This is a genomic window from Pedococcus sp. P2_E2 (assembly GCF_056403955.1).
On sequence record NZ_JBFUEM010000001.1, the window covers coordinates 889,166 to 913,228 of the forward strand.

At 70.2% G+C, this 24,063-nt stretch carries 27 protein-coding genes and 1 tRNA gene; 17 read left to right on the forward strand and 11 right to left on the reverse strand.

The window, feature by feature from the left end; translation table 11 throughout:
- Positions 1–7 precede the first annotated feature (7 nt).
- Positions 8–994 carry a magnesium transporter CorA family protein gene (locus tag AC1DWR_RS04190; RefSeq protein ID WP_477613061.1) on the reverse strand — a complete coding sequence of 329 codons (987 nt, stop codon included), beginning with the start codon at positions 992–994 and terminating at the stop codon, positions 8–10.
- Positions 995–1,033: 39 nt separating this feature from the next.
- Complete coding sequence (locus tag AC1DWR_RS04195) at positions 1,034–1,459, reverse strand: OsmC family protein (RefSeq protein WP_477613060.1); 426 nt, start codon at positions 1,457–1,459, stop codon at positions 1,034–1,036.
- A gap of 164 nt (positions 1,460–1,623) precedes the next feature.
- Here AC1DWR_RS04195 and AC1DWR_RS04200 point away from each other — a divergent pair, with 164 nt between their 5' ends.
- The 4 genes from AC1DWR_RS04200 (at position 1,624) to AC1DWR_RS04215 (ending at position 5,704) form a co-directional block, all read left to right on the forward strand.
- Positions 1,624–2,265, forward strand: coding sequence for a CBS domain-containing protein (locus AC1DWR_RS04200; protein WP_477613059.1), 642 nt, complete (start codon positions 1,624–1,626; stop codon positions 2,263–2,265).
- A 25-nt stretch (positions 2,266–2,290) separates the two neighbouring features.
- A complete protein-coding gene (locus AC1DWR_RS04205) occupies positions 2,291–3,946 on the forward strand; it encodes a GAF domain-containing sensor histidine kinase (protein WP_477613058.1) in 1,656 nt (551 codons plus the stop codon).
- 58 nt (positions 3,947–4,004) lie between these two features.
- Positions 4,005–4,952: a universal stress protein gene (locus tag AC1DWR_RS04210; protein WP_477613057.1), complete on the forward strand. Its 948-nt coding sequence runs from the start codon at positions 4,005–4,007 to the stop codon at positions 4,950–4,952.
- A 98-nt stretch (positions 4,953–5,050) separates the two neighbouring features.
- Positions 5,051–5,704: a response regulator gene (locus AC1DWR_RS04215; RefSeq protein WP_477613056.1), complete on the forward strand. Its 654-nt coding sequence runs from the start codon at positions 5,051–5,053 to the stop codon at positions 5,702–5,704.
- Here the strand turns inward: AC1DWR_RS04215 and AC1DWR_RS04220 are convergent.
- Positions 5,682–6,137 carry a pyridoxamine 5'-phosphate oxidase family protein gene (locus AC1DWR_RS04220; protein WP_477613055.1) on the reverse strand — a complete coding sequence of 152 codons (456 nt, stop codon included), beginning with the start codon at positions 6,135–6,137 and terminating at the stop codon, positions 5,682–5,684. The two genes, AC1DWR_RS04215 and AC1DWR_RS04220, sit on opposite strands and share 23 nt — an antisense overlap.
- 124 nt (positions 6,138–6,261) lie before the next feature.
- On the opposite strand from AC1DWR_RS04220, the gene AC1DWR_RS04225 reads away from it, so the two are divergent.
- Together AC1DWR_RS04225 and AC1DWR_RS04230 are read left to right on the forward strand one after the other, a co-directional pair.
- Positions 6,262–6,786 (forward strand): pyridoxamine 5'-phosphate oxidase family protein, encoded by a 525-nt coding sequence (locus AC1DWR_RS04225; RefSeq protein WP_477623738.1) that lies wholly within the window; start codon positions 6,262–6,264, stop codon positions 6,784–6,786.
- Positions 6,787–6,916: 130 nt separating this feature from the next.
- Positions 6,917–7,507, forward strand: a complete 591-nt coding sequence (locus AC1DWR_RS04230; protein ID WP_477613053.1) for a hypothetical protein — start codon at positions 6,917–6,919, stop codon at positions 7,505–7,507.
- Positions 7,508–7,590: 83 nt separating this feature from the next.
- Here the strand turns inward: AC1DWR_RS04230 and AC1DWR_RS04235 are convergent, their stop codons facing one another.
- The 8 genes from AC1DWR_RS04235 to AC1DWR_RS04270 form a co-directional block, all read right to left on the reverse strand.
- Positions 7,591–8,358, reverse strand: a complete 768-nt coding sequence (locus AC1DWR_RS04235) for an SDR family NAD(P)-dependent oxidoreductase (protein WP_477613052.1) — start codon at positions 8,356–8,358, stop codon at positions 7,591–7,593.
- Positions 8,359–8,461: 103 nt separating this feature from the next.
- Positions 8,462–9,373: a hypothetical protein gene (locus tag AC1DWR_RS04240; protein WP_477613051.1), complete on the reverse strand. Its 912-nt coding sequence runs from the start codon at positions 9,371–9,373 to the stop codon at positions 8,462–8,464.
- Between the two features lie 3 nt (positions 9,374–9,376).
- Positions 9,377–10,060: a hypothetical protein gene (locus tag AC1DWR_RS04245; protein WP_477613050.1), complete on the reverse strand. Its 684-nt coding sequence runs from the start codon at positions 10,058–10,060 to the stop codon at positions 9,377–9,379.
- Positions 10,057–11,100 carry a trypsin-like serine peptidase gene (locus AC1DWR_RS04250; protein WP_477613049.1) on the reverse strand — a complete coding sequence of 348 codons (1,044 nt, stop codon included), beginning with the start codon at positions 11,098–11,100 and terminating at the stop codon, positions 10,057–10,059. Before AC1DWR_RS04250 ends, AC1DWR_RS04245 begins: the two co-directional genes overlap by 4 nt.
- Before the next feature lie 220 nt (positions 11,101–11,320).
- Complete coding sequence (locus AC1DWR_RS04255; RefSeq protein WP_477613048.1) at positions 11,321–12,667, reverse strand: HNH endonuclease signature motif containing protein; 1,347 nt, start codon at positions 12,665–12,667, stop codon at positions 11,321–11,323.
- A 184-nt stretch (positions 12,668–12,851) separates the two neighbouring features.
- Entirely contained in the window at positions 12,852–13,499 is a 648-nt protein-coding gene (locus tag AC1DWR_RS04260; RefSeq protein ID WP_477613047.1) for an FMN reductase, read from the reverse strand.
- Positions 13,496–14,650, reverse strand: a complete 1,155-nt coding sequence (locus AC1DWR_RS04265; protein ID WP_477613046.1) for an LLM class flavin-dependent oxidoreductase — start codon at positions 14,648–14,650, stop codon at positions 13,496–13,498. Before AC1DWR_RS04265 ends, AC1DWR_RS04260 begins: the two co-directional genes overlap by 4 nt.
- 99 nt (positions 14,651–14,749) lie before the next feature.
- Entirely contained in the window at positions 14,750–15,904 is a 1,155-nt protein-coding gene (locus tag AC1DWR_RS04270) for a CapA family protein (protein ID WP_477613045.1), read from the reverse strand.
- 35 nt (positions 15,905–15,939) lie between these two features.
- Between AC1DWR_RS04270 and AC1DWR_RS04275 the strand changes: the two genes are divergently transcribed.
- The 11 genes from AC1DWR_RS04275 to AC1DWR_RS04325 all read left to right on the forward strand — a co-directional run bounded on the left by AC1DWR_RS04275 (position 15,940) and on the right by AC1DWR_RS04325 (position 24,015).
- Entirely contained in the window at positions 15,940–16,965 is a 1,026-nt protein-coding gene (locus AC1DWR_RS04275) for a chorismate-binding protein (protein WP_477613044.1), read from the forward strand.
- A 7-nt stretch (positions 16,966–16,972) separates the two neighbouring features.
- The gene (locus tag AC1DWR_RS04280) at positions 16,973–17,815 is read left to right on the forward strand and encodes an aminotransferase class IV (protein WP_477613043.1); all 843 of its coding nucleotides are present in this window, start codon (positions 16,973–16,975) and stop codon (positions 17,813–17,815) included.
- Positions 17,812–18,303, forward strand: a complete 492-nt coding sequence (locus AC1DWR_RS04285) for a TIGR02611 family protein (protein WP_477613042.1) — start codon at positions 17,812–17,814, stop codon at positions 18,301–18,303. Before AC1DWR_RS04280 ends, AC1DWR_RS04285 begins: the two co-directional genes overlap by 4 nt.
- Before the next feature lie 143 nt (positions 18,304–18,446).
- Positions 18,447–18,523 (forward strand) — tRNA-Val (locus tag AC1DWR_RS04290).
- Positions 18,524–18,686: 163 nt separating this feature from the next.
- Positions 18,687–19,439, forward strand: coding sequence for a dienelactone hydrolase family protein (locus AC1DWR_RS04295; RefSeq protein ID WP_477613041.1), 753 nt, complete (start codon positions 18,687–18,689; stop codon positions 19,437–19,439).
- A gap of 1 nt (position 19,440) precedes the next feature.
- The gene (locus AC1DWR_RS04300; protein ID WP_477613040.1) at positions 19,441–19,701 is read left to right on the forward strand and encodes a DUF6295 family protein; all 261 of its coding nucleotides are present in this window, start codon (positions 19,441–19,443) and stop codon (positions 19,699–19,701) included.
- Between the two features lie 3 nt (positions 19,702–19,704).
- A complete protein-coding gene (locus AC1DWR_RS04305) occupies positions 19,705–20,046 on the forward strand; it encodes a hypothetical protein (protein WP_477613039.1) in 342 nt (113 codons plus the stop codon).
- A gap of 67 nt (positions 20,047–20,113) precedes the next feature.
- A complete protein-coding gene (locus tag AC1DWR_RS04310) occupies positions 20,114–21,493 on the forward strand; it encodes an FAD-binding oxidoreductase (protein ID WP_477613038.1) in 1,380 nt (459 codons plus the stop codon).
- Positions 21,490–22,809: a class I SAM-dependent methyltransferase gene (locus tag AC1DWR_RS04315; RefSeq protein ID WP_477623739.1), complete on the forward strand. Its 1,320-nt coding sequence runs from the start codon at positions 21,490–21,492 to the stop codon at positions 22,807–22,809. Before AC1DWR_RS04310 ends, AC1DWR_RS04315 begins: the two co-directional genes overlap by 4 nt.
- Positions 22,809–23,228 (forward strand): VOC family protein, encoded by a 420-nt coding sequence (locus tag AC1DWR_RS04320; RefSeq protein WP_477613036.1) that lies wholly within the window; start codon positions 22,809–22,811, stop codon positions 23,226–23,228. The genes AC1DWR_RS04315 and AC1DWR_RS04320 overlap by 1 nt, the downstream gene beginning before the upstream one ends.
- A 67-nt stretch (positions 23,229–23,295) precedes the next feature.
- Positions 23,296–24,015 carry a VOC family protein gene (locus tag AC1DWR_RS04325; protein WP_477613035.1) on the forward strand — a complete coding sequence of 240 codons (720 nt, stop codon included), beginning with the start codon at positions 23,296–23,298 and terminating at the stop codon, positions 24,013–24,015.
- Positions 24,016–24,063: the final 48 nt, after the last annotated feature.

A 24,063-nucleotide genomic window follows, 5' to 3' on the forward strand; every position in this document is an offset into this window, starting at 1 on the left:
GGCTGGCTCACCACCAGCCCTGGCGGCGGGCCCAGCGCAGCAGCCACAGGCTGATCGAGGCCATCACCACGAGGACGATGATCAGCTGCGTCCAGTGGGTCTGGTTGTTGACGATGACGTTCATGCCGTAGACCGACGCGATGGCGGTGACGGGCAAGGTGATCGCCGCGATGACCGCGAGGCGTTCCATCGCGACGGTCATCTTGGTCGTGACCCGGGTCTGGTAGAGCTCGATCACGCCGAACAGGAACTGGCTCTCACCGTCAGCGAGGCTGCGGACCCGGTCGAACTGCTCGGACAGGTCGCGGGCGTGCCGCCGTGACTCGTCGCTGGCGAACCGCTCGAGCGAGGCCAGCCGCCCGTAGACCTCGTGGGCCTGCCCAGCCTGGGTTCGGGAGATGAGCAGCTCGTGGCGCAGCAGGAACAGCTCCTCGAGCAGCTCCTCGGGCTGGTGGAAGTCCGAACCCATCACCCGCATCTCCAGGGCCGGGAGCCGGCCTGCGACAGACTTGACCGCCGCGCTCTGCCGACGGGCCACCGCAGACCCGATTGCATAGGACAGCTCGCTCGGGGTCCTGGGGCGGAACCGTCCGGCTTCGATGCGTTCCCGGACGGTCCTGGTCTCCTCGGTGGCGTCGAACAGGGAGACCGCGGGATTGCGCGGACCGTGCACGGTCACGAGGTAGCGGGTGCCGACCAGCTGGTCGAGCTCGAGCATGTGGACGTGCCCGCCCTCGCCGGCCAGGGGCGTGTGCACGATGACGAAGGTGTGCTCCTCGTAGCCGTGCACGGAGGGGACGAAGTTCCGCTCACGACAGGCCTTCACGACCATGGGGTGCGCATGGAACCGCTCGCGCAGCACCGCCTCCGCGGCGTCGTCGAACTCGGGGACGTCCACCCAGACGAACCCGTCGTCGCGCTGCAGCAGGGCGTCGACCTGGGCGACGTCGTGCTCCTCGAGCCCGGCCTCCGACACCCAGCAGGTGCCGATCATGGTGGTGTGTCTCGACCCGTGGCTGGCGAGCGTCCGGCCTCAGCCGGTGAAGCTCGTCTCCAGGGTGATCGGGATCTTGAGGGCCTGGCTCACCGGGCAGTTGGCCTTGGCGTCCTGGGCCGCCTCCTCGAACTGCTCGGCGGTGATGCCGGGGACGTTCCCGACGACCGACAGAGCGCTCCCGGTGATGCCGGTGCCCGGCTGGAACGTCACGGTGGCCGTGGTGTCCAGCGACGTCGGGGGGTTGCCCCCCTTGGCGAGCACATTGGACAGGGCCATCGAGAAGCACGTCGAGTGCGCGGCGGCGATGAGCTCCTCGGGGCTCGTCTTGCCGTTCGCCTCCTCGGCGCGGGAGGGCCATGACACGGCATACGTCCCGATCCCGGAGGACTGGAGCTCGACCTGGCCCGAGCCCTCCATGAGTGAGCCTTCCCAGTGGGCGGACGCGGTGCGGGTGGTGGCCATGGGCACTCCTTGCTGAGCGGACGTGGGACGACTACCTGCCCAATCTAGGCGCTCGACCCACAACCGCAACGGGCAGGGACGAAGGACCCTGTGGCGTCGACCGTCCGGGAGCCACTCTGGAGTACCAAGCGGTAGACCCCTGACATCCATCGAAAGAGGCAAACATGCTGGTCCGTGAGCTGGTGACCCGAGACGTGGTCTCGGTGCTGGACGGCTCGGCGCTCGACGCGGCTGTGCGCGTCCTGGCCGAGCACCACGTCTCCGCCCTGCCCGTCGTGGACGCCGAAGGCCGGGTCGTCGGCATCCTCAGCGAGGCCGACATCCTGCGGCTCCACGTCGCGACCGACCCGCGGGCGCACCTCCGGCCCGTCGATGACGGCCGGCCCGAGCCGTGGCCATCCGCCGTCCACGAGGTGATGAGCGCCGACCCCCTGGTTGCCCACGAGGCGAGCGACGTGTCGGAGGTTGCGCGGATCCTGGCAGACACCGGGTGGAAGAGCCTTCCGGTGGTGGGTGAGCACGGCGAGCTCACGGGCATGGTCAGCCGCAGCGATGTCATCCGGGCCCTGGCCACGCGTGACGCCGACATCTGGTTGCGGGTCGTCCGCGACGTGGCGGAGCTGGACCGGCCTGCCTGGGAGGTGTCGGTGGCTCGTGGGGTGGTGACTGTCACCGGGGTGCTGAGCCGGAGCGACGCGCGACTCGCAGCGTCCGTCGTGGCGACAGGTCCGGGGGTCCGGGACGTGGTCGTGGAGGTCGAGACGGGCCCAGGGGATCGACGGGCCGACGAACACCGGTCGGGGTAACGCCTGCCACCCTACGATGGGGCGTGTGGCAGACCAGGAGACGCAACCGGCGCAGGGGCCTGGCACCATCGCGCGGCTCTCCGGGCTCGACCTCGACGACCTGATCGCCGAGCTGAGGTCCCGGGCCGGCAGCGCGCGGACGGCGCAGCAGCGGCTCGAGGCCCTGCTCGATGCCGTGGTGGCGGTGACCTCGGACCTGGAGCTTGCAGCGGTCCTGCGGCGGATCGTGGAGTCTGCCTGCCAGCTGGTCGACGCCACCTATGGCGCCATGGGGGTGCTCGGCCCCAACGGGGAAGAGCTCATCGAGTTCGTCACCCACGGCATCTCGGACGAGGACAGGGCGGCCATCGGTCCACTTCCGCACGGCCGGGGCCTGCTCGGGATGATCATCACGAGCCCCCACCCCCAGCGGGTCGACCGCATCAGCGACCACCCGGACTCCTACGGCTTCCCCGCCAACCATCCCGAGATGACGAGCTTCCTCGGGGCGCCGGTGCGGATCCGCAAGGAGGTCTTCGGCAACCTGTACCTCACCGACAAGCGCAACGCGGAGCGCTTCAGCGAGGACGACGAGACGATCCTCACCGCCCTCGCCGCAGCAGCCGGGGTGGCGATCGACAACGCACGGCTCTACCACCGCAGCGTCACGCAGCAACACTGGGGCGAGGCCACCCGCGACCTCGTGTCAGCCCTGCTGGCAGGCGGGTCGGAGGCCGATGTCCTCGCGGACGCCGTCGATCGCGTCCTCGTCCTCACTGGTGCCGAGGGCGCGCTGATCGCCCAGCCCACCGGTCGCGACCTGGTTGTCGTGGCGTCGGCGGGACCCAAGGCGGCCGGGGTCGGCACGATCCTGGATGACGCGGAGACCCGCGCCACCCTGACCGCGGCGCCCAGCGAACCCGACCCGGCGGCGGACCACGTCGTCGTGCCCCTCTCGACGGGCGGACCGCAGGCCTTGGGGGTGATGGTCGTCCACGGGCTGCCTGTCGAGCTCGGTGGCATCTCGGCACCCCTCCTCGACTTCGCCCAGCGACTGGCAGTGGGCCTCACCGCAGCCAGTGCGCAACGCGAGAAGTCGCGCATCGACCTCCTCGAGGACCGCGACCGGATCGCCCGGGACATGCACGACCACGTCATCCAACGGCTGTTCGCCACAGGCATGTCGTTGCAGTCCGCGAGTCGCCTGACCAGCGAACCGACTGCCCGCGAACGCATCGAGACGGCAGTGGACGAGGTCGACGCCGTCATCAAGGACATCAGGCACACGATCTTTGCGCTCAACCGCGCCCCTGACGCCCGCAGTCTTGCGGCCGAGGTCACCACCATCTGCGAGGGCGCGGCCGTGAGCCTGGGCTTCGCGCCGTCCTTCACCATGCGTGGGAGCGTCGCCGACGTTCCTGAGCACATCGCGGCCGACCTGTTGGCGGTTGTGAGGGAGGGGCTCAGCAACGTCGCGCGGCACGCCCGGGCCAGCCAGGCCGAGGTCGTCATCGAGGTGTCCGACACAGTGCTGGTGCGGGTCCGGGATGACGGCGTCGGGCTGCCGTCGGACGCCAACCGGTCCGGGCTCGACAACCTCGCGCGCCGGGCGCACGGCCGCGGGGGCCGCTTCGAGCTCGCTCCGGTCGCCACCGGCGGCACGGTGCTCGACTGGGAGGTCCCACTCCTGTCGGAGGGCTGAACCGACGCAGGGACCTTCGCCCCTGTCTTCACCGGTGCGCCGGGCGCATTCTCGGTGCATGACGTCTCACCTCGACAGCCCACCCAGGACCGGTCGCGCCCTTCCGTCCACCGGACTCGTCGGTGCCCCGGTCATCGTCGGGTTCGACGAGAGCGCCGCGTCCGTGGCGGCGGTTCAATGGGCTGCGACGGAAGCCGCACGGCTCGGGTCGGAGCTCATCGTCCTCAGCGCCTCCGATCCACCGGTCCAGACGCCAGTGGGCGCCGGTGTGATCCGCCCGGTGCCCGACCTGTGGAGCCTCAGTCGGGCGGCGGCCGCACGGGGCGTGGACCTTGCCCGGTCGTGCAACCCCGACGGTGCCATCGGGGCCGTGGGGGTCGTCGGCGGTCCTGCCGGCGAGCTGGTCGCACGGTCCAGCGAGGCCGGGCTCGTGGTGGTCGGGCGAAACCGGCGAAGCGCCCTCCAGGCAGCCGTCCTCGGGTCCGTCTCCTTCGCCGTGGCCCTGCACGCCCGGTGCCCCGTGGTCGTGGTGGGCGAGGGCGCGGAGAGACACCCGGGCACATCGTGGCCGGTTGTCGTCGGTATCGACGGGTCCCGTCCGGCACTGGCCGCGGTGGCCCTCGCCGTCGAGTTCGCCCGCAGGTGGCAGGCACCGCTGCACGTCGTGAGCGCTTGGCGCGCGCCATCGGTCACGGCGTGGCCCGACGGACCGGACGACGTGTCCTTCTCGTCATCGGCGCAGCCGTGGGTGTCGGTGGCGCACGCAGCCGTCGACGAGGCCATCGCGCAGGTACGCTCCGTCGACCCCGACCTGACGGTCACGGGGTCCGTCATCGAGGGGCGCGCCGACGACGTCCTCGTCGAGCAGTCCCGTCGTGCGGGCCTGGTGGTCATCGGGAGTCGCGGGAAGGGCGGTTTCGCGGGCCTCATGGTGGGCTCGGTGAGCCACGGCGTGATGCGTCGCTCGGCCAGCCCCGTGGTGGTCGTGCGTCGGGGTTCCCTGTGATCCGGCCCGATGGCCTGAGCGCCGCTACCGTGTGGACGTGGCGTCCCCCTCCGTCGACTGCGCGCCTCGGTAGGCTCGTGGACGAGAGGGAGTGATCAGTGGTGGGCATCACCGTGTTCTTGCTCGACGACCACGAAGTCGTGCGACGTGGCCTGCGCGAGCTGATCGAGGTGGAGGACGACCTGGAGATCGTGGGTGAGTCGGGGTCGGCGCACGAGGCCAGCCGCCGCATCCCCGCCCTCCGACCCGATGTCATGGTCCTTGACGGGCGGCTCCCAGACGGCTCGGGGATCGACGTGTGCCGCGACGTCAGGTCCGTCGACCCGAGCATCCGCGCGATCATCCTCACGTCCTACGACGACGAGCAGGCGCTGACCGCCGCAGTGGCGGCCGGAGCGGCCGGCTACGTGCTCAAGGACGTCCGCGGTGCCGACCTGGTCACGTCCATCCGGCGGGTCGCCGCGGGGGAGTCCCTCCTGGCCCCCGACGTCGTTGAGCGGCTCCGTCAGGCCTGGGGACACGAGCAGCCGGCCGATCCGCGGCTGGCGGCCCTCACCCCGCAGGAACGCCGCATCCTCGACTGCATCGCGCAGGGCCTGACCAACCGGCAGATCGGTGACTCGCTGTCACTGGCCGAGAAGACGGTGAAGAACTACGTCACCTCGGTGCTCGCCAAGCTCGGGATGGAGCGCCGCACTCAGGCTGCGGTCTACATCGCCGGGCAGGGAGTCAGACCAGCTCGCGACCAGTGATGCTCTGGGTGCGCACCCTCACCCAGGTGCTGGGTCCCTCGTGGGACGGCACCCACGGCATGCGGGCCACCGAGTCCAGTCGTCGCACGTCCGCTTCGTCTTCGACGAGCATGGCCGTTCCCTGGACCAGGACGCTCCAACCCTTGTGCGTGGCCGCATCGAACCAGTCGACCTCGAAGGCCACGACGTCCCGGTCGATGGCGACCTGGAGCTTGGAGTCACCCGCGGTGCGGAAGCAGACGTCCACCCCGTCCAGGGTGTGCACGACTGGCAGGATGGCCAGCTCTCCGTCGAGGTGGAAGGCGAGGCGACCGACGGGCACCTGCGCCAGTCGTGAGCGGCACTGCTCGAGGTCGAGGACCTCGAGGCCCGTGTGGTCAGTGGGCCTGACGACGTCGGACATCACGGTGCGTCTGGTGGGGGTGGACGACATGGCTCCTCCTCGGCTCGGGCCGGCCGGCCGCTGGCCTCTGCCTTCAGGGTTGTCCGGCGAAGTGGCCGGCGACAGGGACCTTGGACCCTGACCACGGCATACCCGGGCGCGTCACTGTGGACCCATGGACACGCACCGCGACGACACGCACCGCGACGACACGCACCGCACCTCGCTCCACACGTACGAGCAGCACGAGCAGCCCGGGGAGAGCCCGGCGGAGGTGCTCACGGTGGCCCAGTGCTGGGCCAGGCTCCGGCAGGGGGTGGTCGGGCGCGCGGCGGTCATCCACGACCGACGTCCCGACATCTTCCCGGTCAACTACGCCGTCGACCACGGGTCGCTGGTGTTCCGCACCGGGTCCGGCACTCTCTTCACCTCATCCGACGGCGCCTTCGTCGCCTTCGAGGTGGACGGCTACGACACGAGTGACGCGACGGCGTGGAGCGTCGTCGTGCGTGGAGTCGCCCATGAGGTCTACGACCTCGACGACGCGCTGGACGCGCTCCGCCTGCCGCTGTATCCGTGGCACGACGCCCCCAAGCCGCGCATCATGCGGATCCACCCGGACTCGGTGTCCGGGCGTCGGTTCGCCGTGCGGGGTGGGCACGTCTCCGCCGACCCTCCGCACACGAAGCAAGACGAGTGACCCGCGGCCCACTCGAACCGGCCCCGAGATGACGGGACCTTAGGCCCTGATCCGACGCACTCAGCCACGCGAAAGTTGTTCTGTCAGAACCAATACCACGGTGCAACGCACCACAGGAGGAATCGCCACCATGCGACGACGCACACTCGACGCCCTGCTCACCACCGGCGGCCTCATCGTCGCCGCAGTCCTCCTGGTTGTCGGGGGACTGATGACGTGGGCGAGCAGCTTCGTGGACAACGAGGTCCACTCCCAGCTCTCGGCCCAGCACATCACCTTCCCCGCCCAGGGCAGCGAGCAGCTCAACGACCCGCTGGTCAAGCCCTACCTCGAGCAGTACGCCGGCCAGCAGCTCACCACGGGTGCGCAGGCAAAGGCCTATGCGGACCACTTCATCAAGGTCCACCTCAACGAGTCGACCGGTGGCAAGACCTACTCCGAGCTGAGCGCCGCGGCCCGCGCCAACCCTGACGACCCGAAGGCCAAGGCCATGGTCGACCTGGCCTTCAAGGGCGAGACCCTGCGCGGCCTGCTGCTCAACGCCTACGCCTTCGGCACCATGGGCAAGATCGCGATGTATGCCGCGTGGGCCGCCTTCCTCGGCGCGGCGGCGATGATCGCCCTGGCACTCCTCGGCTTCATGCACCTGCGCCGGGTACCGGTCGAGGAAGAGGTCGGTGTCGGCTCGCGCCGCACCGCGCCGAAGCCCGCGATCGCCTAGCCCGACCGGTCAAGGACCAGAGCCCCCGTTCCCCCGGAACGGGGGCTCTGTCGTGCCCGGCCGTCTGACCCGGCTACACCGAGTCAGAACGCGGTGTAGCCGCCGTCGGCCACGAGTACGGACCCGGTGACGAACGAGGACGCGTCGCTGGCCAGGAAGATCACCGCCGGGGCGAGCTCATCGACGGTGCCATAGCGCTGCATGGGGGCGTCGTCGATCCAGTGCTGACGGAACTGCGGGTCGTCGACGGGGGACATGTCCGTCTTGATGTAGCCGGGGGCCAGGGCGTTCACGCGCACCCCGTGTGGAGCCCACTCGGCGGCCAGGCTGCGCGTGAGGTGGTGCACGGCCGCCTTGGAGGCGTTGTAGGCCGGCTGCCACTGCGGCCGGTTGACGATGAACCCCGACATCGAGCCGATGTTGACGATCGACCCGGAGCGCTGCGAGACGAACTGTCGGCCAAAGATCTGCGAGCACGTCCACACCGCGTCGAGGTTGACGGCCATGACCGCACGCCAGTCCTCCGGCGTCACGTCGAGGGCCGGCGCGTGGACGCAGGCGCCGGCGTTGTTGACCAAGACGTCGACCCGGCCGTGGAGGGACAGGGTCGAGTCCAGGACGCGCTGCACGTCCTCGGCCACAGTCACGTCGGCCGCCACGAAGTCTGCCCGGATGTCGTTGCCTCGCAACGAGTCCAGCACATCTTCAGCCGCGGCGGTGTCTCGTCCGACCAGCATGACGGAGGCACCTGCGTCGCCGAGGGCCTGGGCGAACCCGGCGCCCAGGCCTCGGGTCGCGCCGGTGACGACGGCGACCCGATCAGCCAGGGAGAAGCGGTCGAGTGCATTCATCCGACCAATCTAGATCTCGGGTAACACACGCGACACCGGTGGCCGCGCGGCATACCCGCGCAGCGATCACCGCTGCCGGGGCCTGGCTCACCGGCCTGTCCTGCTAGGGCGCGAGGAACTGCACGCGGGTGTTGTCGGAGAACCGCACGACGAGGGTCGCGCTGCCCTGGTGGTACGGACATGGGGTGACTCGCTCGGTACAGGGCACGAGGAACATCCGGTCGCCGTTCTGCACCAGCAGCCGCAGACCGCGGTACCGGTACCGGAAGGTCTGCCCCTCCTCCGTCTGCAGGGCAGCCTCGGAGACGTCGGCATTGCGCAGGTAGAGCCGTTCGCGGGTGTCGAGGACGACCCTCGGCAGCTCGTTGAGCCGGCCGGCCTGCTCCTGGCCCAGCCCCGTGCCCGACCACTGCGCGAGCGTCGCGTTCGTCCAGAAGACAGCGGCGGCGACTGTGAGCCACAGCGCGACACGCAGGCGGACCGTGCCGTGCCGCTGCCCCATGGCGTATGCCGTGATGCCGGCTCCCAGCGCGAGGAGGACGGGGGCGACGAGCGGGTAGTAGGTCCACCGTCCGGAGACGGGGTACGAGAACAGCACCACCAGCCCGACGCCGAGGATGGTCGTGCCCACGATGAGAGTGGCCCGGGCGTGTCCGGTCAGTCGGGGCCCGAGCCAACGGTTGACGGCGACGCCACCCGCCACGAGGAGGAACAGGACGAGCACCGGCACCAGCAGCGGCTGCGGGCTACGCATGACGAAGGCCTGCGTCGACAGGCCGATGGTGTCGACGTCCAGGCCGAAGTAGAGGTACTGCGCCCGCGTCGAGACGTATCCGAAGTAGAAGAGCAACGCACTGAGCGCGGTCGCGGGAGCCACGATGTTGCCCGCGAAGCTGTAGACCCGGTCCCACGACAGCCTGGAGGTGCTGGCGGAGGTGTCAGGACTGGCGACGGTGCTGGGGCTCCTGGGAGTGTCGTCGTCCTGCGCCCCCGGTCGGCTGGGCTCGGTTGCCATCCGTCAGGTCGTCTCGGGTTCTGGGGATGGTGGCACGGTGAGCTGGACGGAGATCTGCGGCTGGTCGCCGAGCGCTGCCACGAACTGCCGGCACGTGGGGGAGTCGTTGCGCGGACAGTAGACGAGACCCTTGAAGCCCACGGACGGACTGGTGTCCTGGGGGATCGTCCCGACCAGCCGGACGAGCAGGTCGCAGCGTTGGGCGGTCGACCGGAAGATGTAGCCGACGCAGTTGGGTTGCGAGGAACCACATCCTCCCCGTACGACCTTGAAGACGTTCGGGGTGAACAGGGGACTCGTGATCTCCACCGCGGTACCGCGCGGGATCTCTCCGTTGTTGTTGGCGATCCAGGACACCTCGGCGCACTGCAGCGTGGGGTCGTCCTCACGCAGCGCGGATCCGCCGCCGACCGGCAGGCGTGCGACGGAGATCGCCGGGTTGCTGTTGCTGCTCGACGAAGCCGGGGTGGTGGGGTCCGTGTCCTCTGGGGTGGGTGCCGGCTCGGGACCGGGCTCGGAGGTCGACTGGTCCGACGTCGAGCTGTCGGTCGCCAACCCGCCACCGCCGGACCCGGCACAGGCGACCAGGATCGACGCCAGCAGCAGGGCGAGCAGTGCCTGCAGTGGTCGACGCCCGCTGAGGTCGATGCGGCTTCGCCCGTGGACCAACAGCGGTGCCCGGCTCATATGTTCCCGCCCAGTCCGAGCGCGTGGCTGACCAGTTCCGCTGCCTCGGTTCCGTTGCTCGCATCGATGGTTCGTGCGGACAGGTCCCTGACGATCGCGGAGATCCGGATGCCGCGGTTGGCGACCCAGATCCGTTTGTTCTCAGGGGTGTCGGCGTCGGCGAGGTTGCCGTCGAGGTCGACGAACTGGCCTTCGGTGTTGCGCTGCTGCTCGCTGGCGTGATGGAGGCCGATGAGCTCCCAGCTGTCACTGAGCAGGGGAGCCCCGGATGAGCCGGGTTCGGTGTCGGCGTCGTAGAGCAGGTACTTGGGGTTCTCCACCCCTTGGCCGTCGACGAGGGGACCGCTGAAGGTGTTGTTGCGCAGGGTGACTTCGCGGTGCCGCCCCTGGGGGTGCTGGATGACGTTGACCGGCTGGCCCTTCACGATCTTGCCCACCCCGCCGTGCATGGCGATGTAGCCGAACGTCTCGCCCGGGGGCTTGTCCGCGACCGGGGCCACGGCGACCAGGGTGAAGTCCAGGTCGTCGGCGGGGCTGGTGACGAAGCACCGCTCGGGCTGGAGGGCCACCTTCGTGGGCTGGCTCGCGCCGTCCTCGTCCTCGACGTAGCGGAACCAGGCAATGGTGTCCGCCGCGGTCTCGGCCGAGTCGAGGACGTGGTGGTTGGTCATCAAGACCCATGGCGAGACGAGGAAACCGGTGCCCATCTCCATGGCGGTGGTGAGCTTCGCGACGGCTTCGGCACGCTTCGCGCCCGCGCCCAGCCACCACCCCGGCAGGAAGTCGGCGTTCTTGAAGATCCGCTCGAGGGTCTCGTCGACGACGGTCGGCGATGCGTTGCCGGCCACCGGTGCGCCCTGCCGCCTGGCATACGCGACCTTGCGGGCCAACGGCTCGGTCCGCCACGCATCCCGTTTCGCCGACCGCACTGCCTCGATCTGCTCGACCGTGGCCGGCCCGGGCGTGAACGTGGGTTCAGGCAGGGCAGCCGTAGGGTCTGCCCCTTGCGCTGGGTCGGGCAGGGCACTCATGATCGCCATCGCGGCACGCCTCCGTGGTCGTCCTTGCTGCTGGTCGGAGGGGCTTCCCTGCAGATGCCTCAGTATGGGCGCGATGTCGCCCGCTGGGCATCAGCAAGATGACGTAGGGGCGATCGGGCAACGCGCCGCACGAGTCGGACCGCGCGGAGGTCGTCAGCCCGCAGGGACGGCGCGCAGGCGGGTTCGTGGCGGCAGGTCGCGGTCCGGCGGCACCTCGATGTCAGCCCAGCGGGCGCGTTCGCCCGTGGGTGGTTGGTAGGCCGCGTGCCCCAGCCAGGTGCCCGGCGGCTCGCCACCGGCTGGTGTGACCAGTTCTGCGTGGGAGGGGGGGCCGCACCGGGAGCCCGTAGCGGTTGGTCACCGCCAGGCCGTCGGGTCGGGTGGGGTCGCCGCTGATCGTGACGTCGCCACGGTCGATGGCGTCGTGGTGGAACGGGCAGAGACTGACCTGGTTATCGACGTCGGTCGCGCCGCCCGATGCCCACTCCTCGAGGTGGTGGATCTCGACGAACCGGGTGGCCGTGCAGCCCGGGAAGCGGCAGCCGCGGTCGCGGTCCTCGATGAGCCGACGCGACCGACTCGGCAGGATCCGCATGGCGCGGCCCACGCTGACCGGCCGGCCATCGGTCTCCCAGACCGGCTGGACCATGCCGTCGGAGAGGAAGCGGCTCAGGAGTCGCTGCGGGATCGCTCCGCCGCCGTTGATCCAGGCGCCATCGGTCGACAGGTGCAGATAGACCCGGTAGTGACTGGACCGGCTGGTCGACGTCACGGTCGACAGCGCCCGGTGGGCGATCTCTTCGAGGGCATCGGCGTACGTGGGACGGTCCGCCCTGGAATCGTGCACCAGCGGGACGACGGACGCCCCCTCGCCACCACTGGAGCCCTGCCCGCTCTTCGTGTCTTCGGGCGGTGCCGCGCCAGTCTGGGCGATGAACAGCGCGTCCTTGGCTTCCTTGAGTGCCTGCTCGACCAGGGCTCCGATGGGAGCCGGTGCGCTGTAGCGCAGCTGGAACCGGCCGTCGCGGTCGAAGTGCATGGACAGCTCAGGACGCGCGCAGGCTCGACGTTCCGCGTGGCCCTGTGCGACGGAGGCGTCTGTCGGCGAGCTCGGCTCGTTGGGCTCCGCCGGGTCACTGTCGCCAGGAGGAACGGTGAACGCGTGTCGCGAGACTGCTCGCCGCAGCTGCGGCACCGTCATGTGCACCGCCAGCTCACCGACCGACCGCTGGTGCGACGCGGGCACGTGGTGGGCGACGACAGCGGCCTGGTCCAGCGACAGGGCACCTGTCGCGACCGACCTGGCCATCGTCGGGAGCTCAGCTCGCCGCCGCGCCACCGCGACCACGTCTCGCGCGTGCGCCGGCGACAGCCCTGCCCGCACGACCAAGTAGTGCTCGGGGGAGCGGAACCCGCCGTCGCCCCAGTGGTCGCCCTCGATGAGCTCGGCCGCGACGTCGACCAGCTCCGCGTGGGCGCGGTTCAACCGGCCGGCCACGGTCGCGGTGCGCGCCCAGAGGTCGCGCTGGACCTCGTCACGCTGCTCGGCAATCGGGCTGATCGACATGTCGCAATCGTACAGGTGTTCGAGCTCCTTCGCAAGCGCCGTAACTGGGAAATTGGTTGCAGCGCAATGGAATTCATCGCAATGGGACTGTCGGTGCCACGTGCTAGGTGAGGTTGGTGCCGTGGTTCGGGAGTCTGCCGACGGAGGCGGTGATGACGTCAATGCCGTCGGCTCCTAGCGCGTCTCAGCCGGCGAGCAGCTCCTCGAACGGCACCGGATCGGCGAACTCGTCGACCCGAGCGGCCCTTGACGCCGACCCAGGCGCCGCGCCGCCGGTGACGAGGTCGGCGAGCTCGCCCGCGGCGACGGTGATGCGGCTCGACAAGCCGGCATCCACGGTGCCGCCCGTGCCCCAGTCCTCAGAGGCCGCGAAGACGCCTGTCGGCACCGTGACCGCCTTGAGGTAGGAGAACATCGGTCGCATGGCGTGCTCGAGCACCAGGGAGTGGCGGGCCGTGCCGGCGGTCGCCGCCATGAGCACCGGGGTGCCGCGCAGGGCCGAGTCGTCCAGGACATCCACGAACGTCTTGAACAGTCCGCTGTAGGACGCCTGGAACACCGGCGTCACGGCGATCACCGCATCAGCGTCGCGGACGGCGTCCAGGGCCAGGCGTAGGCCGCCGGTGGCGAAGCCGGTCAGCAGGGTGTTGGCGAGGTCGTGGGCGTGCTCGCGCAGGTCGACGAAGGTCACCTCCGCCTCGTCGCCGCGTTCGAGCAAGGCGTCCTGGGTGGCGGTGGCCAGCCGCTCGGCGAGCAGTCTCGTGGTGCTGGGCTGGCCCAGCCCGGCCTGCACGACGACGATCTGCCGGGCACTCGTCTGCTGGGAGCTCATCGGGTGACCTCCAGGTCCTGCGTGGCGGGAGTGGTGGCGGAAGTGGTGGCGTGCGTGGCGGGGCGCTCGGTGGCGTGCCTGGTCGCCGCGGCCAGTCGGCTGGCGTGAGTGGGGGCGTCCGGAACGTGGGCCGGCTTGCGCGCAGCCGCGATCTTCCGCAGCTCGGGCACGACCTGGGTGCCCAGGATCTCCACCTGCTCCATCACCGTCCGGTGCGGCAGCCCTGCGTGGTCGAGCAGGAACAGCTGGCGCTGGTAGTCGCCGACGGAGTCGGCCATCGCGGCATACCGCTCGATCACCTGGTCGGGCGAACCCACGGTGAGGGGCGTCTCCCGGCTGAAGTCCTCCAGGGACGGTCCGTGACCGTAGACGGGTGCGTTGTCGAAGTAGGGGCGGAACTCGCGCACCGCGTCCTGGCTGTTGGCTCGCATGAACACCTGCCCGCCGAGCCCGACGATGGCCTGGTCCGCGGAGCCGTGGCCGTAGTGCTCGAACCTGCGACGGTAGAGCGCCACCATCTGCCGGGTGTGGCTCATCGGCCAGAAGATGTTGTTGTGGAAGAAGCCGTCGCCGTAGTAGGCCGCCTGCTCCGCGATCTCAGTGCTGCGGATCGAGCCGTGCCACACGAACGGGGGTATGCCGTCGAGCGGGCGTGGCGTGGCGGTGAAGGACTGCAGGGGCGTGCGGTGCTTGCCCTCCCACGTCACGACGTCCTCGGTCCAGAGGCGGCGCAGCAACGCGTAGTTCTCGATGGCCAGCGGGATGCCGTCGCGGATGTCCTTGCCGAACCACGGGTAGACGGGGCCGGTGTTGCCGCGGCCCATCATCAGGTCCACGCGGCCGTCGGCGAGGTGCTGGAGGGTCGCGTAGTCCTCCGCGATCTTCACCGGGTCGTTCGTCGTGATGAGAGTCGTCGAGGTGGACAGCAGGAGCTTGTCGGTCTGCGCCGCGATGAAGCCGAGCGTGGTGGTGGGGGAGCTGGGCACGAACGGAGGGTTGTGGTGCTCACCGGTGGCAAAGACGTCCAGCCCGACCTGCTCGACCTGGCGTGCGAGCTCCACGGTGTTCTTGATCCGCTGGTGCTCGCTGATGGTCGTGCCGGTGGTCGGATCCATGGTCACGTCACCGACGGTGAAGATTCCGAACTGCATCGGGCTCGCGCTCCTCGTGAGGTAGGTGGATAAGTAGTTGCGAATTCAACTACATGAACCGCGAGCCGCCGGGTTTCATTCCGGGCGCAGGCGCCTGGGTCACTCCGGCGTGGCATCCAGACGCGCGCACGCGCCGGCCTGCTGCCAGAGCCTGAGCAACCGGGCGCTGCTCGCAGCGTCGGGCTCGCGCGGTATGCCGTCCGCGCCGATCAGCATGGGGGTCCAGACGGCCTTGCGCACCGCACTCGACCTGCCGCGCTCGGTGCCGCGGGCGGCATCGACGTCGATCGACAGCGTCAGCACCCCTGAGCGGGCGTCCGGCTCGCGGCTGCGCCACCAGACGAAGTTCCCGAACCCGTAGTCGACGTACGCGCGCCCCAGCCAGCCCGCCCCGTTGACGCGGTGCGAGTGTCCGCCCACGACGATGTCGGCCCCGGCGCCCTCGAGCGCCTCGGCGGTCTGGACGGACAGCCGGTCGGGGCACGCCTGGTAGTCCAGACCCCAGTGCAGGAAGACGACGACGAGGTCGTACTTCGCGGCCGCGGCCGACACAGCCGACCGGAGCCGGTCCACCGGACTCGCACTGGCGATCCCGCCCTTGCCCGGACCCGCCGAGTAGCGCGCGAGCGTCATCTCGAAGACCTCGGAGGCACCGAACACCGCGACTCGGAGCCCCTTGGCCCGCAGGATCGCGGGGGCGAAGGCCTCCTCCTGGTCCTTGCCGATGCCGACGATCGGGACGGGACTCGACTTCTTGGCCGCCAGGGTGTCCACGAGTCCCACGGGCCCGTAGTCCACTCCGTGGTTGTTGGCCATGCTCACGGCATCGATCCCGGCGCTCTTGATCGTGTCGAGCGCCGACGCCGGAGCGCGGAAGTGGAACTCCTTGCCGATCTTGGTGCCGCGCTCGGTGATCGCCGTCTCGAGGTTGACCATGGCCAGGTCCGCTGCACCGAGCGAGGTCTGCAGCTCGTCCAGTCCGTGGGGGTCGCGGGCGAGCGGGGCCAGGTAGTCCTCGAAGTGGACGTCCCCGGCGAACGCCATCGTCAGGGTGCCCGCGTCCGAGGTGGGGAGCGTGGTCGTCGTGGGCGGGGCCGGTGTCGTCACTGGAGTCCCACCGGCCGTCGTCGAGGTACTCGCGGGCGGCCGGGTGCTCGCAGGACGAGGGGGTGGTGCACCGTCGCAGGCGGTCGCGGCCAGCGCCACGGCCAGGGCCGCGACGGGGGCGGCCACACCTGGGGAGAGAGGGCGCATGATCGGTGAGTCTAGGTCGGCCTAGGATCGCCATCGTGGAGGCGGCGACGGGGCACGCACGGTTCGGCGACCTGTACGCCACCCGCCCCGTCGAGGTGCGTCACGACCTGGCGTCCCTGGAGTCGGGGTTCTGGGCCGTCGTCGCCGAGTTCGAGGGCGACGTCACCGCCGTCCGCTTCGCCGACGTCACCCGGTATGCCGCGCCCCCGACACCCGCGAGCTGGTCGCCTCTCGAAGGGGAGTGGGAGAGCAGCCTGGACCGGGCGGCATACCTCGACGGGGTCGCGGAGATCCGGGAGCGGATCGCTGCGGGCACGGTCTACCAGGTGAACCTCTGCCGGGTGCTGTCCCACGAGCTCCCCGAGGGCGCTGACCTCGACGGCCTGGCGCGGCTGCTGGAACGGGGCAACCCGGCACCCCACGCGGGACGGATCACGGTGCCGTCCGTCGGCCTGGACGTCGTCTGCGCGAGCCCCGAGGCGTTCCTCCTGCGCGGCGGGGACCGGCTCGAGTCCCGTCCGATCAAGGGAACAGCGACGACTCTCGAGGCGATGCTGCCCAAGGACTATGCCGAGAACGTCATGATCGTCGACCTCGTCCGCAACGACCTGTCGCACGTCTGTCGGGAGGGGACGGTGCGCGTCGACCACCTCTGCCGCCCCGAGGAGCACCCTGGCATGGTCCACCTCGTGTCCGCTGTGTCGGGAGAGCTGCGCCCGGGGGTGGGGTGGCCCGAGGTGATGGCGGCGACGTTCCCCCCGGGTTCGGTGTCTGGGGCGCCCAAACACACTGCGTTGCAGGCCATCTCGGATCTGGAGACGGTGGCTCGGGGGCCCTACTGCGGTGCCATCGGCTGGATCGATGCCGACCGGGGCACGGCGGAACTCGCTGTGGGTATCCGCTCGTTCTGGGCAGAGCGGGACGAGGACGGTCGGCGCTGGCTGCGGTTCGGCACCGGCGCGGGCATCACCTGGGGATCGGACCCCGTCGGCGAGTGGGAGGAGACACGGGTGAAAGCCGCGCGACTCATCGGGTTGGCATCTGGGAGGGTGGAGGCGTGAGCGAGTCATGAGCGACGTCAGGGTGTGGGTCAACGGTCGACTGACCGGAGTGGACGAGCCGTCCATCTCCGCCCTCGACCACGGCGTGACGGTCGGCGACGGGGCCTTCGAGACGGCCAAGGTCGACCATGGCCAGGTGTTCGCCGCGACCCGGCACGCACGTCGGCTGGACCGGACGCTGGCCGGCCTGGGCCTGCCTGCCGCCGACCACGACTACATCGCCCAGGGGGCCAAGGCGGTGCTCGAGGCCGGCGACGAGATCGAGTTCGGCCGGTTGCGCTACTCCGTCACCGGGGGAGCCGGGCCGCTCGGTTCGGACCGTGACGACAGCCCCCTCACCTACATCGTGACGGCGGGTCCGCAGCCGCGGCCGCCCGCCAGCGCCTCGGTCGCGGTGGTGCCCTGGACCCGCAACGAGCGCTCCGCCGTGGCCGGGCTCAAGACCACGTCGTATGCCGAGAACGTCGTCGCGCTCGCGTACGCCAAGGAGCGGGGCGGGATCGAGGCCGTCTTCGGCAACACGCGGGGCGAGCTGTGCGAGTGCACGGGCTCGAACATCTTCGTCGTGGTGGACGGGACGATCCTCACCCCACCGCTCGACTCGGGCTGCCTCGCGGGAATCACGCGGGAGGTCACCATCGAGTGGTGCCGCGAGGACGGCCTGGACGTGCGGGAGCAGACCCTGCCCCTGGATGTCCTGCGCGAAGCCGACGAGGTGTTCATCACCAGCAGCACCAAGGACGTGCTGGCGGTTCACGGCGTCGACGACCGTGCGCTCCAACCCGGTCCGGTCACGGCCAGGGCCGCCGCCGTGTTCGCGCGCCTGTGCGCCGAGCGGATGGACCCGTGAACGAGGGCAGCGACCCACCGTCAGCGGGGGAGTCAGGGGCACAGGACGTGGCCGCTCGGGAGGCCGTCGCCGAGGAGCTCGTCGCCGAGGAGGAGTCCGACTGGGAGTGGCGGCGCAAGATCCGGTCCAACCAGCACACGCACCGGATCTACAAGTGGGTCATCGGCATCATCGGCATGCTGATCGTGGTGGGGGGTGTGGTCCTGCTCCCGTTGCCAGGTCCGGGTTGGGTGATCATCTTCGTCGGGCTGGCCGTCTGGGCGTCGGAGTTCGACTGGGCACAGCGCCTGCTGAAGTTCGCCAGGGCCAAGGTGCGGGCGTGGGCGGACTGGCTCGAGCCCAAGCCCCTGTGGGTCAAGGCGCTCGTCGCCCTCGGGACTGCAGCGCTGGTCGGCCTGGTCTTCTACGCCATGTTCCTGGTGTCCGGGGTCCCCAGCCTCCTGCCCGACTTCGCGGAGGACTGGATCAAGGGGCTCCCGGGGCTGTGACCCGGCGGGCGGCCACCCGGCGGGCTGTCGCCGGCCCGAGAAGCGGCCGGTGACTCCCGGGACACCCCCGGATTTCACCTGATCCGCCCGATCCGGCTATTCTTCGGCAGGCCCGACCGTCACCGTGTGTGACGAGGGCACCTGGACGTGTAGCTCAGTTGGTTAGAGCGTTCGCTTCACACGCGAGAGGCCATGGGTTCGAGTCCCTTCACGTCCACCAGCACGAAGTCATGGCAGCACCCCCGCGGTTCTGGACCGGACGGGGGTGCTGCTTCGACGCTAGGGGAACGCAGGACCCGCGCCCACCGACCGGTGCATGAGCGGCCTCTCGGACGCGGGTACTACAGCACTGGATGTAGGCATCCCGGGCATACCATCGCGAGGTGAGTGACTCCCTCAGCGCAACGACCGTCTCCCTGACCGGCGCAGACGGGGCGCAGGTCGAGGCCTACCTCGCCCGTCCGGACGGCCAGCACACCCGGGGCGGCGTGGTGGTCATCCACCACATGCCCGGTTACGACCGGGCCACCAAGGAGATGGTGCGCCGCTTCGCCGAACTCGGCTACGACACCGTCTGTCCCAACCTGTACTCCCGCGAGGCGCCGGGAGCCGACCCAGCCGATGCGGCAGCCACGGCCAGGGCGCAAGGCGGCGTGCCCGACGAGCGGTTGGTCGGCGACGTCGGTGCGGCCGCGGCATACCTGCGCGCACTCTCGACGAGCGACGGCAGGGTGGGCGTCATCGGGCACTGTTCCGGTGGTCGTCAGGCCGTGCTCGCCGCGTGCCACCTCGACGTGGACGCTGCGGTCGACTGCTACGGCGCCTTCGTCACCGGGGAACCGCCGGCGGGCTACGCCCTGAAGATCACCAACCTGGTCGACCTGCTCCCGTCGTTGGAGGCGCCCCTGATGGGGCTGTTCGGTGTCGAGGACAAGACGCCGAGCCCGGCACACGTCTCCGAGCTGGACAGTCGCCTCACCGACCTGGACAAACCGCACGAGTTCCACTCCTACGAGGACGCGGGGCACGGGTTCTTCGCCGTCGACCGCCCGAGCTACCGGGTCGCCGCGGCCAACGACGGGTGGGAGCGGATCGCCCGCTTCTTCGCCACGCACCTGAGCCCACGGGAGAGCTGACATGTGCACGTACGCCACGGTTTCCGAACAGGTCGACGGCAGTGCAAAGGGGCCCGGTGGCGAGTGGTTCCACGTCACTGATGCCACGGTCTACTACGACCACCCGGTGCACGCGATGGCCGAACACACCCTCAACATCGACCTGGCCGACCCGTCGCGTGGCCCCGGGGCGCGCCTTGCGGTCGAGCTCACTCGTGACTCCGCTGGCCGGCTGGTCCGCGCGATCGAGGCTGCCCTTGCCTCCGCACCCCCGGAGGTCTGACGAATGTCCGCGCAGGTCAACGAGATCCACATCTTCCCCGTGCATGGCGAGCCCGGTCAGGACCTGCAGGGAGCGGTCGTCGAACCCGAGGGCCTGGCCGGTGACCGGCGCAAGAAGGCCGCCGTCCAGGTGGTCGCCGCCGAGGACGTCCGGTCCGACACCCGCGCCAACCTCGTCGTGACGCTGGGCTCGGCCGAGCTGGCCGCCAGCATCGGCAGGGTGCTGCGCGTGGGCGCTGTCGAGCTGGACGTCACCGGCACGGCACGCAACTGCCCGGGCGTGTATGCCGCGGTGCGGCGACCCGGCGAGCTCTTGGTGGGCGACGCGGTGGAGGTCGTGTCCTGAGCCTCGCGGGTGAACGCGAACGGGTAGGTACGTGACGCCGGTCGGTGTCGCGGCATAAGGTCGAATCGTGCTGGGGCTGCTGGATACGGGGACACACGAGCGCGCTGTCCAACGACTCGCGGCGAGCTATCGCGCCATCCCGGCGGATGCGCCGGTCAGGCTGGCCAAGAAGACGTCCAACCTGTTCCGGGCGAGGGACGCCTCGCAGGCACCAGGGCTGGACGTGTCGGGACTCGGGGGCGTGATCGCGGTCGACGCGCAGGCCTGCACGGCGGACGTGCAGGGCATGTGCACCTACGAGCACCTGGTCGACGCGACGCTGCCCCACGGTCTCGCGCCACTGGTGGTGCCACAGCTCAAGACGATCACGCTCGGCGGCGCGGTCACCGGGTTGGGCATCGAGTCGACGTCCTTCCGCAGCGGCCTGCCCCACGAGTCGGTGTTGGAGATGGACATCCTCACCGGCTCCGGCGAGATCGTCACCGCGCGGCCCGAGGGGGAGCACGCCGACCTCTTCCACGGGTTCCCCAACTCCTACGGCACCCTCGGCTACGCCACCCGTCTGCGGATCGCCCTCGAGCCCGTGGAGCCCTTCGTGGCCCTGCGGCACCTGCGGTTCCACGACGTGGAGTCCATGGTCAGCGCGTTGGGCACGATCAGCGACACGGCTGAGCACCAAGGGGTTCGGGTGGACTACCTCGACGGCGTCGTGTTCTCCGCCACGGAGTCCTACCTCACGCTGGGGACCAGGACCGCCCAGCCTGGCCCGGTCAGCGACTACACCGGCCAGCAGATCTACTACCGCTCCATCCAGCACGACTCGCCCGAGCCCAAGGTCGACCGGCTGACCATCCACGACTACCTCTGGCGGTGGGACACCGACTGGTTCTGGTGCAGCCGGGCGTTCGGGGCCCAGAACCCCCGCCTGCGCCGACTCTGGCCGCGCCGCTATCGCCGCAGCTCGTTCTACTGGAAGCTCATCGCGCTCGACCACCGCCACGACATCGCGGACCGGCTGGAGGCCCGCAAGGGACAACCGCCACGCGAGCGGGTGGTCCAGGACATCGAAGTGCCCCTGGGCCGCACCGCCGAGTTCGTCCTCTGGTTCCTGCGCGAGATCCCGATCGAGCCGATCTGGCTGTGCCCGGTGCGCAGCAAGGGATCCTGGCCGCTCTACCCCCTCCGGCCGGGCGAGACCTATGTCAACGTCGGCTTCTGGTCCAGCGTCCCACGAGACGCCGACGGGGCGGAGGGTGCCGCCAACCGCCTCATCGAGGAGCAGGTCACCGCCCTCGATGGCCACAAGTCCCTGTATTCCGACGCCTACTACGAGGAGACTCAGTTCTGGAGGCTCTACGGGGGCGACACGTACGCCGCTCTCAAGCGACGCTACGACCCTGACGCACGACTGCTCGATCTCTACTCCAAGGCGGTGCAACGCAAGTGACGATCCTCAGGACGAACCGGTCCGACTCCCACCAGGGGTCTCAGCCTCCCCAGCGACTGTCGATGGCCCAGATCCTCGACGCGGTGTCCGCCGACGGGGTGCCGTTGCGCTTCACGGCCTTCGACGGGTCGGCCACCGGCCCGGCCGACGCGGCATACGGGCTCGACCTCAAGACCCCGCGGGGGGCGAGCTACCTCGCGACCGCGCCTGGCGACCTGGGCATGGCCCGGGCCTACGTCGCGGGCGACCTCGACCTGGTGGGCGTCCACCCGGGCGACCCCTACGAGCTGCTCAACGCGATGGGTGACCTCCACTTCAGGATGCCCCCGCCCAAGACCGCTGCGGCCATTGCCCGCTCGCTCGGCGTCGAGCTGCTCAAGCCTCCGCCGCCGCCCCCGCAGGAGGCGCTGCCACGCTGGCGCCGCGTGGCCGAGGGCCTGCGGCACAGCAAGACCCGCGACGCCGAGGCGATCCACCACCACTACGACGTGTCCAACACCTTCTACGAGTACGTCCTCGGCCCGTCGATGACCTACACGTGCGCCTGTTACCCCCATGACGGGGCCACCCTCGAGGAGGCGCAGGAGAACAAGTACCGCCTCGTCTTCGACAAGCTGCGGCTCGCCGAGGGTGACCGACTCCTCGACATCGGCTGCGGCTGGGGAGGCATGGTCCGGTATGCCGCGCGGCGGGGAGTGCGCGTCATCGGGGCGACCCTGTCGGCAGAGCAGGCGTCCTGGGCGCAGGAGGCGATTCGTCGTGAGGGTCTGCAGGACCTGGCCGAGGTGCGCCACAGCGACTACCGCGACGTGACCGAGACCGGGTTCGACGCCGTGTCGTCCATCGGGCTGACCGAGCACATCGGGGTGCGCAACTACCCGGCCTACTTCGACTTCATCAAGGGTCGGCTGCGCGACGGTGGCCTGCTGCTCAACCACAGCATCACCCGACCCCTGAACCGGCGGATGTCGACGGGAGCCTTCATCGACCGCTATGTCTTCCCCGACGGGGAGCTCACCGGTTCGGGGACCATCATCGCGGCAGCGCAGGACGCCGGTCTGGAGGTGCGCCACGAGGAGAACCTCCGGGAGCACTACGCGCGCACGCTGGCCGGCTGGTGCGCCAACCTCCGCGACAACTGGGACGCCTGCGTCGAGGAGGTCGGGGAGTCCACGGCGCGGGTCTGGGGTCTCTACATGGCTGGGTCGCGGGTGGGATTCGAGCGCAACATCGTCCAGCTCCACCAGGTCCTCGCCGTCAAGCTCGACGACCGTGGGGGAGCGGGACTGCCGCTGCGACCCTGGTGGAACGCCTAGTGGAGCAACGGCTCTCTCTCGTCACCCTCGGAGTCGAAGACCTCGAGCGGGCCGAGCGCTTCTACACAGACCTCGGGTGGGAGCGGGGCAACGACGACACTGAGGTGGTCTTCTTCCAGTGCGGCGGACTGGTCGTGGCCCTCTGGGACCGCGGCGCCCTCGCCGAGGACTCAGCGGTGGAGGACGGCGGTGGATGGGGCGGTGTGACGCTCGCGCTCAACGTCCGCAGCGCGGACGAGGTCGACGAGGTGCTCAGTGACGCAGCCGCGGCAGGCGCGGTCATCGGGCGTCCGGGCGCCGAGACGTTCTGGGGTGGCTACTCGGGAGTCTTCGTGGACCCCGACGGGCACCCGTGGGAGGTCGCGCACAACCCGTTCTGGACGGTCACCGACGACGGCCGCACCCTGCTGCGCGGCTGAAGGTCACGTGCTGCGCGTGACGCCGCACGTGCCGCATCGGCGTCGGCGCGGGCTCTACGGTAGGAGCATGTACCTGGAGAACCTCGTCTTCGACGCCATCGATCCCCAACGGCTTGGGCAGTTCTGGGAGGCGGTCGTGGGCGGCGAGAGGCTGACCGACGAGCCTGAAGGTTACGAGACGCGACTCACCATCGAGGGTGGCCCGGTGCTCGACCTCTGCTTCCAACGCGTGCCCGAGCAACCCTCCGAACCGCTGAGACTCCACCTGGACCTCCTGGGTGGGACTCGCCAGGCCCAGCAGGTCGAGCGGTTGCTCGGGCTGGGCGCTCGACACCTCGACATCGGTCAGCGCGACGTGCCCTGGGTGGTGCTCGCCGACCCGGAGGGCAATCCCTGCTGCGTCATGGAGGAGCGGGCGGCCTACACCGACACCGGACCCATCGCGGCACTCCCGCTCGACTCCGCCGACCCCGACCGGGACGCGCAGTTCTGGTCCTGGCTGACCGGCTGGACCGAAGTGGTCGGTGTCGCGCCACGGTCCCTGCGCCACCCGTCGCTGCGCGGCCCCCTCCTGGAGCTGTGCCCTGAGGGTGCCCCCAAGGGGACGGCCAAGAACAGGCTTCACCTGGACGTCCGGCTGGAAGCGGGAGAGGACCCCGACGAGGTCGGGGCAGCCATCGCCGAGCGTGGCGGCGGCCTGCTCCACACGAACTGGGGCGAGCTCCCGTGGCGCTCCTACACCGACCCGTCCGGCAACGAGTTCTGCGTGCTTCCAGCGCGGTCGTGAGGACCGGCCACCCGTCAGCGGGGCTGTGGCGTCCTCGGACGGCTGGCC